Genomic DNA, 11,233 nt, shown 5'->3' on the forward strand with positions numbered 1-11,233 from the left:
TCATGCGTGTTTCCGATTTCGACTTTGAACTCCCCGAAGACCTGATTGCCCTGCATCCGGCTGAGCCGCGCGATAGTGCGCGCTTGTTGGTCGTGCGTCCGGGCGCGGCGCTCGTGGATAGCCATATTCCTGATTTGCTCAACTTGCTGCGTGCAGGCGACGTGTTGGTGGTCAATGACACCCGCGTATTGCCCGCGGAACTCAAGGGGCAGCGTATTCGCGGCGAAAACCGGGCAGGGGTTTCGTTCAACCTGCATAAGCGCGATGACGCCAACACATGGCGCGCTTTTGCGCGCGGCGCCAAGAAGCTTGCTGAAGGGGATCTGCTCGAACTCGGGCATGAGGGTGAGGCGTTGCGGGCCCAAATCACCGAAAAAGGTGACGCTGGCGAGGTGACGATTAAGTTTGAACTCTCGGGCGCGCAGCTCGATGAGGCCATCAAAGCCAATGGCGCGATGCCTTTGCCGCCATATATTGGCGCGAAGCGTGGCATCGAGGAACGTGACAAGACCGACTATCAGACGGTTTATGCGGCTGAAGATGGTGCGGTGGCTGCGCCTACCGCTGGCCTGCATTTTACCGATGAGTTGCTGGCCAAGATTGAAGCCATGGGTGTCACGATCGAGCGCGTGACGCTGCATGTGGGCGCGGGGACATTCCTGCCGATGAAGGCGGAAGATACCGACGACCACAAGATGCATGCCGAGTGGGGTGAGTTGGAGCAGGCAACGGTTGATCGCATCAATGCGCGTCGCGCCGCTGGTGGGCGTGTGGTTGCTGTGGGGACGACGAGCTTGCGCTTGCTCGAGTCTGCGTCGCGTCCGACGGGCAAGCTCGAGTCCTTCGTCGGCGATACCGATATTTTCATCACGCCGGGTTATCGCTTCAACACGGTTGATGTGCTGATGACCAATTTCCACCTGCCCAAGTCGACGCTGTTCATGCTGGTGTCGGCCTTTGCAGGCTTTGAGAAAATGCACGAGGCTTATGCCCACGCCATCGCTAATGGCTATCGGTTCTATTCCTACGGCGACTCTTCGCTGCTGCATCGCGCGCCACATGCTGAGGATGCTGCGTGAGTGATATTTCGGCGCCGATCGTCGGTTATTCAAACCGCATCGTTTCCGTCTTGCGCCGTCTGGCAGAGAGCGGTTCGCCGAAGCTGACGTTTGCTGAACTGATTGAGGCGATGGGGCAAAAGTCCCATCGCCTTATCCTTTTGCTGCTGAGCCTGCTCAATATGGTGCCCGGTCCGCCAGGCTTCGGCGGCGTTATCGCCTGGACAATGATCGCTGTCGCAGTGGCTATGCTTTTGGGTCGGACAATCCGATTGCCGGGAATTATCGGGGATCGGCGGCTTCCGGTTGCTCCACTGCTGAAGGGGAGTGAAATCGTGGCGCGGGTCTCGGCCATCGTGGCGCGGTTTTCGCGGCCGCGCCTGCGCTGGATGACCGGCGCGGTGATGACCATTCCTTATGCGGTATTGGTGGTGATTGTGGGGCTGGTAATGGTTGTTCCCATCCCGCTGATCAATGCCATTCCCAATGTTGGGTTGTGTATCGTGGCTTTCGCCATGCTGAACCGCGATGGCGTTGCGTTGATCATCGGATTGATTGCCACAGCAATTGGGTTCGCTGTGGCTTTGGCGCTTGTTTATGGTGTTTTCCAGCTGGGAGCCGCGGCCGTTGGGGCGCTGGCGTAAGGCGGATTAGTCGATCCTCGTCAGTTTGCCCGAGAACCCGCATGCGGCGCCGTGATAGTAACCACAGCCTTCGACTTCTTCGGTGATGAGTTTGCCATCGGGTGTGAGCTTGAAGGAAATCTCGCACATGCGGATGTTGTAGTAAGATTGTGGTTCGGACGGATTGTAGTCTTCGTTTTCGACGAAGAAATTACCGCCCTCTGCGGTGAACAGCGCTTCACCATCAATGCCACCTGCACAGCCACCAGTGTCGCCAATCGGAACAATTGTTGAGAGCGAAACGCCATAGCGGTCGGCCTCGATATGGGTGATTTCGGCAGACAGGTCGCCTTCACCTTCGCCGCTCCACTTCCCTGCAATATCTGCGTAGGCTGGTGCGGCCATACCGACCACAATCGAAAGCGCTAAAGGGGCAAGGCGCATGCAAGAATCCTCCATATGGTTCTGATATTTTGGCGGAATAATTGAGGCGCAAACAAGTTCTGTGTTTTCTGTTTTGATATGTTTGTTTTCCCGGGCTTCGCAGAACGCATGGGTAATGCGCTGAATATGGGTAACCGCTACGGGATAAGCTCCATTGTCCGACGGCAAACAAACGGCTAGAACGCAGGCCATGAAACAAGTCAACTTCTCGCTTCTCGCCACGGACGGCATGGCCCGTCGCGGTCGTATCGACACGCCGCGCGGTGAGATTAATACGCCCGCATTTATGCCTGTTGGTACCGTTGGTACGGTCAAGGCTATGTATCCTGAACAGGTCCGCGAGACCGGTGCGGATATTCTGCTCGGGAATACCTATCACCTCATGCTGCGTCCGGGTGCGGAACGCGTCGCTAAACTGGGTGGCCTGCATGACTTCATGGACTGGCAGCGCCCGATCCTGACCGACAGTGGCGGGTTCCAGGTTATGTCGCTGGCGAAGCTCCGCAAGCTCACCGAGAAGGGTGTGACCTTCAAGTCGCATATCGACGGTTCGAGCCACGAATTGACCCCAGAGCGGTCGATCGAAATTCAGACGCTGCTCGATAGCGATATCATTATGCAGCTGGACGAATGTATTTCGCTGCCAGCGCCGCGTAAGGAAATCGAGCGCGCTATGGAGCTGTCGCTCCGTTGGGCTGACCGCTCTAAGGTTGCGTTCAACAACCAGCAGAACCGTGCGCTGTTCGGCATCGTGCAGGGCGGGGATGACCCAGAGCTGCGTGCCCGTTCAGCTGCGGGCCTGAAGTCGATTGGCTTTGATGGCTATGCTGTGGGTGGTCTGGCTGTGGGTGAGCCGCAGGAAGTCATGTTCCGCGTGCTTTCTGACATTACCCCAGAACTGCCGACCGAGCGTCCTCGCTATCTGATGGGCGTTGGTAAGCCGGATGATATTTTGGGCGGTATTGAGCGCGGTATCGACATGTTCGACTGCGTTCATCCGACCCGTGCTGGCCGACACGGTCACGCCTATACGCGTTTTGGCGTCATTAATTTGAAGAATGCACGCCATAAGGAAGATCATCGCCCGCTCGATGAGGCTTCGCCAAATCCAAATTGCCGTCGTTGGAGCCGAGCCTATCTGCACCACCTCATCCGTACCGAGGAAATCCTGGGTGCGATGATCTTGTCGCAGATCAATCTGGCTTACTATCAAGAGCTTACGGCAGCTGCTCGCGCGGCTATTTCGGCCGGGCGCATGAACGATTTCGCTGCAGAAACTCGCGCCCAGTGGGCCGCTGGTGATATTGCGCCACTCTAATGGTCGAAGAAGGGTTGGAACACATGGGTAAGTCTGGTCGTAAGGCAGGTTTCGAAGCGCTGAGCGAGATGGTCGATGTGATGGCAGAGCGCCCAATGCGTCTGCTGTTCGCGGAAGACCCAAACCGTTTCAAGCGCTTCTCGGCGGAAGGTGTTGGTATTCTTCTCGATTATTCGAAGAACCGCATCGATGAAGAGGTCATGGCCGCTCTGTTTGAGATGGCACGTGCAGCGGGCGTCGAAGAACGCCGTGCGCAGATGTGCGAAGGCGAACACATCAACATCACCGAAGATCGCGCCGTCATGCACATGGCGCTGCGCTATCAGGGCGACAAGCCGGTGGAAGTTGATGGCAAGGACGTCATGCCAGACGTTCGTGAGGTCCTTTCAGCCATTGAGGCCTATACCAACGCTGTGCGTTCGGGCGACATTCGCGGCCATGGCGGCGAGCAGTTCACCGACATCGTCAACATCGGTATTGGCGGCTCGGACCTTGGTCCGGTAATGGTCACGCTGGGCCTTGCGCCATACACCCGTGCCGACCTGCGCGCGCATTATGTGTCAAACGTCGATGGCGCGCATATGCATGACACGCTGAAGGGGCTTGATCCGGCCAAGACGCTGTTCATCGTCGCGTCCAAGACCTTCACCACCGACGAAACCATGACCAATGCGCATACGGCGCGCAATTGGTTGGCTTCGGCGCTCGGCGAAGACGCTGTTCCGAACCACTTTGCTGCAGTTTCGACCAATATCGCTGCCTGCGCCAAGTTTGGTATCCGCGAAGACCGTATCTTCGGTTTCTGGGACTGGGTCGGCGGTCGCTACTCGGTGTGGTCGGCGATCGGCCTGCCAGTGGCACTGGCCGTTGGCTTTGACAATTTCAAGAAGTTCCTGGCTGGCGCCGACGCTATGGACCGCCACTTCCTTGAAACGCCACTGGAAAACAACCTGCCGGTGATCATGGGCATGTTGGGCGTGTGGTACCGCAACGCTTGGGGGTTCTCGACCCATGCCGTGTTGCCTTATGACCAGCGCCTGAGCCGCTTCCCTGCCTATCTCCAGCAGCAGGACATGGAAAGCAACGGCAAGTCCGTGACGCTTTCGGGCAAGAACGTTGGCTGGTCGACTGGGCCAATCGTCTGGGGCGAACCCGGCACCAATGGTCAGCACGCATTCTATCAGCTGATCCATCAGGGCACGGACGTTATTCCGTGTGACTTCCTGATCGCTGCGCAGCCACATGAACAGCTGCCGCCGCATCACGATAAGCTGGTCGCCAATGTGTTGGCACAGTCTGAAGCGCTGATGCTTGGCAAGACCGAAGTTGAGGTCGTCGAAGAGCTTAAGGCTCAGGGCCTGTCGAAGGACGAGATCAAGGAATTGACGCCACACAAGGTGTTCCCCGGCAATCGTCCGTCCAACACGCTGTTTTACAAGCAGCTGACGCCGGAATTGCTTGGTGCGCTGGTCGCGCTCTACGAACACAAGGTGTTCGTGCAGGGCGTTATTTGGAATGTGAATTCCTACGACCAGTGGGGCGTTGAGCTCGGCAAGCAGCTGGCTAAGGCTCTGTTGCCAAAGGTGCAGGGCGAACAGGCCGCAGAAAACCATGACAGCTCCACGCAGGGGCTCGTCAAATACTACCTCGCCAACAAGGCATAAGAATTGATTATCACTACCGAGGACCAGCTCGTTAAACTGAAAGCTATCGGCCGAATTTGCGCACTGGCGAGAGACGCCATGGCGGAAGGACTGCAAGCCGGTATGACGACACTCGAGCTGGATGAGATTGGCGCCAAAGTCCTTGCGGAACATGGCGCTCTTTCTGCCCCGGTAGTGACCTATCAATTCCCAGGTCAGACCTGCATTTCGGTCAATGAAGAGATCGCCCACGGCATTCCCGGTAATCGGATTTTGCTTGAGGGCGATCTCGTCAACATTGACGTCTCTGCCGTAAAGGACGGCGTCTATGCCGACTGCGGCATGTCGCTGGTATTAGGCGGCGGGAGCCCGCGACTGCAAAACCTCTGTCGCGATGGCAAAAAGGCGATGTGGGCGGGTATCCGGGTTGTTAAGCCCGGTGCGCGCCTTGCCGATATTGGCGACGCCATCGGCAAGTTTGCCAAGAAGGGCGGCTATACGCTGATCCGCAACCTCGCCAGCCACGGTGTTGGCGATAGCTTGCACGATGAGCCGGGGCAGATTTCCACCTGGCCGGATAAGTCGGAGCGCCGCATTATCCAAGAGGGTTTAGTGTTCACGGTTGAGCCATTCCTATCGCTTGGCGGCGAATGGGCAGAACAAAAATCTGAAGACGACGAATGGACGCTCATCGCGGAGCCAATGGCTCCGACCGTTCAGTATGAGCACACGATTGTTGCGACCAAGAACGGTCCGCTGGTCGTCACCGTCGCTGCTTAAAGTACGGTAAGAAGAAGCGGTCCAAACAGGATTGCGAGAATGCCCAAAGGGAAGCGCAGGTGATTGAGCCTGCGCAGGCTGGGCATGCTGGCCCAAGTGCTCAGCACCAAATAGATCAGCAGAGCGATAATCGCTGGGAGCAGCGCGTTCAGGTTGAATGCGCCGGCGTTGTTGATCTGTAAGTAGCCCATAAAGCCCACAGCATAGCCTAGAAGGGTCGAGAGGATGACCGTAGCGGCCTTCGCCGTGATCAGGAGGGCCATGTCTATGGTGTTGCTTGCTAAGAGCAGGGCAACGCCCGTTGCAATGACGTGGAGCGTGATCAAGGTGCTGAAGATGCGGTTGTCCGCTAGCATGGCGGCCACGCCGGGCACGCCGACCTGACCAACGAGGCCGATGACGGGGATGTCGCCAACGTAGCGACGAACCAGCCAGATCGTATAGAGCATGACCAAGGTGGAGACCGCAGTCACCAGCAGGGTTACGGCCATGACCTTGATGAGATCTGCCAGATCGTTCGACATGTGTGCCCCTTAGAAGTCGCTTGTCTGCCCATAGCATGGGGCAGGGCTGATTCTAAAGCGAGCGACGGCGCAGTGCACCACTCAGAGAGTTTGGTGGGCCCTTACGGGCGCCACGCTGCACGCGAATAGGCTTGCGGAAGTCCTCGGCGAGCTCGAAAGCGTCTGCGCGATATTCCAACTCTGCATAGGGATCAGGATCGAGATCTGTCTGGGTCATAAAGCTGAACCGCTCAGGTACACCATTCGCCCAAGGCATTGAAATCTTATTGGGAATAGAAAGGAAGTGGTACGCCGGGCGGGGGTCGAACCCGCGACCATTCGATTAAAAGTCGAATGCTCTACCACTGAGCTACCGGCGCCCGCTATGTACGCCCTGCGGCGTTGGGGCGGAACATAGCTAGAGTTCGCGCCAAGTCAACCGCCCTCATGCGGTTCCTGTGCAAACAATTGGCGGCCTTCATAGCTCACTGGCAGGCAGGAAAAGGCAATTCGTTCAAGTCGTTCGCACATTTGCCTAGCTTCTGCTAGGGTTTCCATGGGCCCGACAAGGATGCGGTTACCCTGGTCAGTCTGCGCACTCAGGACTGGGGAAAACTCCAGAAGTAGTGGTCCCAGCTTCATTTGAAGGTCTCGCCAAGTGGCTTCGGCATTTTGTGGCGCAACGAATCCGCCAATGGCAACACCATAGGGGATCGGGTTCGGTGGCACCGAATTGGGCGCGTCACTGAGCGGCGCAGGCATGGCTTGTGGTAATGTGACCGGCACGGGTTGGGCACCGGGCAAGGGGGATTGGCGGATAGCAACGCTTCCACCCAGTGCCGCCATTTCAATCGGGTCGGAGGCTTGGTCGACAGTCGCGGTCAAACTGGTGACGTCGACGGTTGGCCGCGGCATGGCTTCGACAATATTGGGTATTGTGACTTCTAGGGCACTTACTCGGCGCAACACCTCTTTGCCCGATTGGTCCTGGAGCTGGGTCTGCGACTGCAGGGACTGATAGTCCTGATTGAGTTTTTGCAGATTATCTTGGAGGCCGCTGACCTGTTCGCGCAGTCCTTCTACAGAAGTAGAGTTGATGCGGGGCGTATGTAACGCTTTGATAAAATCGTGTGGTACGATTGCCGACACATTAGAGCTGATGACAGCAAGCGCCGCTGTGACTAAGGCAACTAGGCCCCAAAATGTCACGTCGGATTGCCGGAAATGGTCGGATGCTCTAGCCAATCGCAGTCCTCAAATGTTTGGCCCGAATCGAGCCTTATGCTGGAAATGAGGATTGGCCTGTTGTTGTGGGTTCGCCAATAGTTGTTGGCTATTTATTTACCATAAGCCGAGTGATTTTCGGTATTGGAGTGAGCGTTATGGCTGATTTGCTTTCGATTATCCTCGCGGCTGGCGAAGGGACGCGAATGAAATCCGCTTTGCCTAAGGTATTACACCCCGTGGGTGGATTGCCTGTGGTGAGCCATGTTTTGCGGACAGCAAAATCATTTGGGTCGCGCATTGCTGTTGTTGTGGGGCCTGGTCACGAGGCAGTTGAGCAGGCAGTAACTCGGTTCGAGAGCAATGCTTTTATTGCGCGTCAGCTGGAACGTCTTGGGACAGGTCATGCTGTTCAGCAAGCGCGTGACGCGTTTCAGAATGAAACTGGCAACGTTCTCGTTCTTTACGCCGACACCCCGCTTGTGACCGAGAAAACAATCGGCCAGATCGTCGGAAGACTTGATGCAGGCGCGGATATGGTTGTCGTCGGTTTTAGGCCACACAATCCCACCGGTTATGGTCGCCTTCTCACGGACGGCAATCGGCTCTTGGCTATTCGCGAGCACAAGGATGCGAGCGACGAGGAACGCCGCGTAGGCCTTTGTAATTCTGGCATTATCGCGTTTAACGCCGATACGCTTCGTGCTGTTATTGATCGCATTGATAACAAGAACGCCAAGGGCGAATACTATCTGACTGACGCGGTAGAGCTCGCGGTCGCGGATAAGCGCCAGATTGACTATATCGAAGCTGATGCGAGCGAATTGGTTGGCGTGGATAATCGCACCAAACTGGCCGAGGCCGAGGCGACTTTCCAGCAATTCAAACGCGCGGAGATGATGGAAAACGGGGTGACGCTGCGTGATCCGCAGAGCGTCTTCTTCTCCTGGGATACGGAATGCGGGCGTGACGTGACCATCTTCCCCAATGTGGTTTTCGGCCCCGGCGTTAAGATTGCCGACAATGTCGAAATTCGTGCGTTCTGTGATCTCGAAGATGTCGTAATCGGTGAGGGCGCCAGTATTGGTCCCTTTGCGCGTGTTCGTGGCGGCGCGGAGTTGGGCAAAGATGTTCACGTCGGAAATTTTGTTGAGGTGAAGAAGTCAAAGCTCGCCGATGGCGTAAAAGCGGGACATCTCAGCTATTTGGGTGACGCGGAGATTGGCGCCAAAACAAATATTGGCGCAGGCACGATTACGTGTAATTACGATGGCGTTAACAAGGATAAAACCGTTATTGGTGTAAATGCCTTTATTGGCTCAAATGCGTCGCTCGTCGCGCCTGTTGTGATTGGTGATGGTGCCTATACTGCTTCGGGAAGCGTCATAACCGAAGATGTTCCGGCTGATGCTGTAGCTTTCGGGCGCGCGCGTCAGGAAAACAAGGCTGATTACGCGCCAAAGCTGCGCGAGCGGGCCCTCGCGAAGAAGGCCGCGAAAGGGAAGTAACGATGTGCGGTATTGTCGGTATTGTCGGTGACGCGCCTGTCGCCGGACGATTGGTTGATGCGCTTAAGCGCCTGGAATACCGCGGATATGATAGCGCTGGGGTGGCGACGCTGGAGGGCGGCGAGATCGCCCGTCGGCGCGCGGAAGGCAAGCTGGGCAATCTGGCGAGTAAGCTGGGCATGGAGCCGCTTTCTGGCACTATTGGCATTGGCCACACCCGTTGGGCGACGCATGGCGCACCGACTGAGACCAATGCCCACCCGCACGCGACCAAGCGCGTTGCTGTGGTGCACAATGGCATTATCGAGAATTTTCGCGAGCTGTTGGCGGATTTGGCGCGAGATGGCTATGTGCAAACCAGCCAGACGGACACGGAAAGCGTAGCGCTGTGGGTGACGCGCGAGCTTGATCATGGGGCTGACCCGGAGCTGGCGGTTGCGCGGACGCTAAAAGCGCTTAAGGGCGCATTTGCATTGGCCTTTATGTTCAAGGGGCAGGGCGATTTGCTGATCGCGGCCCGTCATGGTGCGCCGCTGGCTGTCGGCTTTGGTGAGACCGAAATGTATCTCGGCTCGGACGCTATGGCGCTGGCGCCGTTTACCTCGCGCCTGACCTATCTCGAAGATGGCGACTGGGCGGTGATTACGCCCAAGGGCGTGACCATTCGCGATGGTAAGGATGCGCTGGTTGAGCGCGCCAAGATGATTTCGCAGACTTCGGCGCTGCTGGTCGACAAGGGCAATCATCGCCACTTTATGGCCAAGGAAATCTACGAGCAGCCAGAAACCATCTCGCACACGCTGAGCCACTATGTGGATATGGGTGAGGAGAAGGTTGCTATCCGCGAGAGCTTACCCTTTGATTTTGCTGAGCTTTCTCGCCTAACCATGTCGGCCTGCGGCACGGCGTATTATGCTGGGGCCATCGCAAAGTACTGGTTTGAGCGCTATGCGCGCTTGCCGGTCGATATCGATGTGGCTTCCGAATTCCGCTATCGCGAACCGCCGCTAGAAAAGAACGGGCTGTCGTTCTTTATTTCGCAGTCGGGCGAAACGGCCGACACGCTGGCGGCGCTACGCTATTGCGCTAGCCAGGGGCAGCATGTGGCCTCGCTGGTCAATACGCTGGAATCGACCATCGCACGTGAATCGGGTGTGGTTTTCCCGATCCTGTGCGGGCCGGAAATCGGCGTTGCCTCCACGAAGGCGCTGACGGCGCAATTGACCGCTTTGGCAAGCCTTGCCATCGCCGCTGGCCGAGCTCGCGGCGCATTGAGCGCCGAGCAAGAGGCGGAGATGGTTCGGGCGCTGACGGCGCTGCCGAGCGCGGTTTCGGCGGCCTTGGGCAGCGAAGCCGTGATCATGGACATCGCCAAACGCCTCTCCAGGGCGAAGGACGTACTCTATCTCGGTCGTGGTCCGATGTTCCCGGTCGCCATGGAGGGCGCGCTGAAGCTCAAAGAGATCAGCTATATCCACGCCGAAGGTTATGCAGCAGGTGAACTGAAGCATGGGCCGATTGCGCTGGTGGATGAAGCCATGCCGGTGATCGTCGTCGCTCCTTCTGATGAACTGGTCGATAAAACGCTGTCCAATATGCAGGAGGTCGCGGCACGCGGGGGTAAGATTATTCTTATTACCGATGCTGAAGGGGCGCAGCATGTCGGGCATGGCGTTGCCGATATTATCGAAATTCCGCACGTGCATCCATTTGTGGCGCCGATTTTGGCACTGATCCCAGTGCAGTTGTTGGCCTATCACACGGCGGTATTTATGGGCACGGACGTGGACCAGCCGCGGAATTTGGCCAAGTCGGTGACGGTGGAGTAACCCCCACCCGGCCTCCCCCTGGTAGGGGACTGTTTACAACTTGCTCATTTGGGATTCTAGTTTGACTGCTTGGGGGTGATTTGCCGGAGGGTTTGAGATGGATTGTCCAGATTGTTCTAGCACTGCCACGGTCAAGCGCGGTCTCAAGGCGGGTTACCAGCGATTTAGCTGTAAGGAGTGTGGTCGGTACTTTACTGATCGCGCCCCTAAATTCAGCGCTCAGACAAAAGCGCAGGCCGTTCAGATGTATCTCAACGGCACCGGCATTCGGGCCATTGGGCGCGTCCTTTCGGCCTCCCCAGC

Annotated in this window: 11 protein-coding genes and 1 tRNA gene; 7 read left to right on the plus strand and 5 right to left on the minus strand. The window is 57.2% G+C overall.

The features are described from left to right. The first annotated feature begins 2 nt into the window (after positions 1-2). On the plus strand, positions 3-1,079 hold the full coding sequence (queA, locus tag JHC09_RS14230) for a tRNA preQ1(34) S-adenosylmethionine ribosyltransferase-isomerase QueA (protein WP_199532479.1): 1,077 nt from the start codon (positions 3-5) through the stop codon (positions 1,077-1,079). Then, positions 1,076-1,702: an exopolysaccharide biosynthesis protein gene (locus tag JHC09_RS14235; RefSeq protein WP_199532481.1), complete on the plus strand. Its 627-nt coding sequence runs from the start codon at positions 1,076-1,078 to the stop codon at positions 1,700-1,702. Before queA ends, JHC09_RS14235 begins: the two co-directional genes overlap by 4 nt. Before the next feature lie 6 nt (positions 1,703-1,708). Here JHC09_RS14235 and JHC09_RS14240 read toward each other — a convergent pair whose 3' ends face one another. Further along, positions 1,709-2,125, minus strand: a complete 417-nt coding sequence (locus JHC09_RS14240) for a hypothetical protein (protein WP_199532483.1) — start codon at positions 2,123-2,125, stop codon at positions 1,709-1,711. A gap of 190 nt (positions 2,126-2,315) precedes the next feature. On the opposite strand from JHC09_RS14240, the gene tgt reads away from it, so the two are divergent. The 3 genes from tgt to map are packed head-to-tail and all read left to right on the plus strand — an operon-like array spanning position 2,316 to position 5,866. Further along, positions 2,316-3,443 carry a tRNA guanosine(34) transglycosylase Tgt gene (gene tgt, locus JHC09_RS14245; RefSeq protein WP_169194839.1) on the plus strand — a complete coding sequence of 376 codons (1,128 nt, stop codon included), beginning with the start codon at positions 2,316-2,318 and terminating at the stop codon, positions 3,441-3,443. 23 nt (positions 3,444-3,466) lie between these two features. After that, positions 3,467-5,107, plus strand: a complete 1,641-nt coding sequence (pgi, locus tag JHC09_RS14250) for a glucose-6-phosphate isomerase (RefSeq protein WP_199532484.1) — start codon at positions 3,467-3,469, stop codon at positions 5,105-5,107. A gap of 3 nt (positions 5,108-5,110) precedes the next feature. Next, a complete protein-coding gene (map, locus tag JHC09_RS14255; protein WP_169194837.1) occupies positions 5,111-5,866 on the plus strand; it encodes a type I methionyl aminopeptidase in 756 nt (251 codons plus the stop codon). On the opposite strand, the gene JHC09_RS14260 is transcribed toward map, so the two are convergent. The 4 genes from JHC09_RS14260 to JHC09_RS14275 form a co-directional block, all read right to left on the minus strand. Then, the gene (locus tag JHC09_RS14260) at positions 5,863-6,390 is read right to left on the minus strand and encodes a hypothetical protein (protein ID WP_199532486.1); all 528 of its coding nucleotides are present in this window, start codon (positions 6,388-6,390) and stop codon (positions 5,863-5,865) included. The genes map and JHC09_RS14260 overlap by 4 nt on opposite strands. A gap of 52 nt (positions 6,391-6,442) precedes the next feature. Next, positions 6,443-6,607 carry a hypothetical protein gene (locus tag JHC09_RS14265; protein ID WP_169194835.1) on the minus strand — a complete coding sequence of 55 codons (165 nt, stop codon included), beginning with the start codon at positions 6,605-6,607 and terminating at the stop codon, positions 6,443-6,445. Positions 6,608-6,674: 67 nt separating this feature from the next. Further along, positions 6,675-6,749: transfer RNA gene (locus JHC09_RS14270), tRNA-Lys, on the minus strand. A gap of 55 nt (positions 6,750-6,804) precedes the next feature. Further along, positions 6,805-7,614 carry an SPOR domain-containing protein gene (locus JHC09_RS14275; protein WP_199532488.1) on the minus strand — a complete coding sequence of 270 codons (810 nt, stop codon included), beginning with the start codon at positions 7,612-7,614 and terminating at the stop codon, positions 6,805-6,807. Between the two features lie 137 nt (positions 7,615-7,751). Here JHC09_RS14275 and glmU point away from each other — a divergent pair, with 137 nt between their 5' ends. After that, the gene (gene glmU / locus JHC09_RS14280; protein ID WP_199532490.1) at positions 7,752-9,101 is read left to right on the plus strand and encodes a bifunctional UDP-N-acetylglucosamine diphosphorylase/glucosamine-1-phosphate N-acetyltransferase GlmU; all 1,350 of its coding nucleotides are present in this window, start codon (positions 7,752-7,754) and stop codon (positions 9,099-9,101) included. Positions 9,102-9,103: 2 nt separating this feature from the next. Continuing rightward, positions 9,104-10,930 (plus strand): glutamine--fructose-6-phosphate transaminase (isomerizing), encoded by a 1,827-nt coding sequence (gene glmS, locus JHC09_RS14285; protein WP_199532492.1) that lies wholly within the window; start codon positions 9,104-9,106, stop codon positions 10,928-10,930. Positions 10,931-11,233 lie beyond the last annotated feature (303 nt).

It is taken from the genome of Devosia sp. MC532 (assembly GCF_016461625.1).
Taxonomy (GTDB): Bacteria; Pseudomonadota; Alphaproteobacteria; order Rhizobiales; family Devosiaceae; genus Devosia.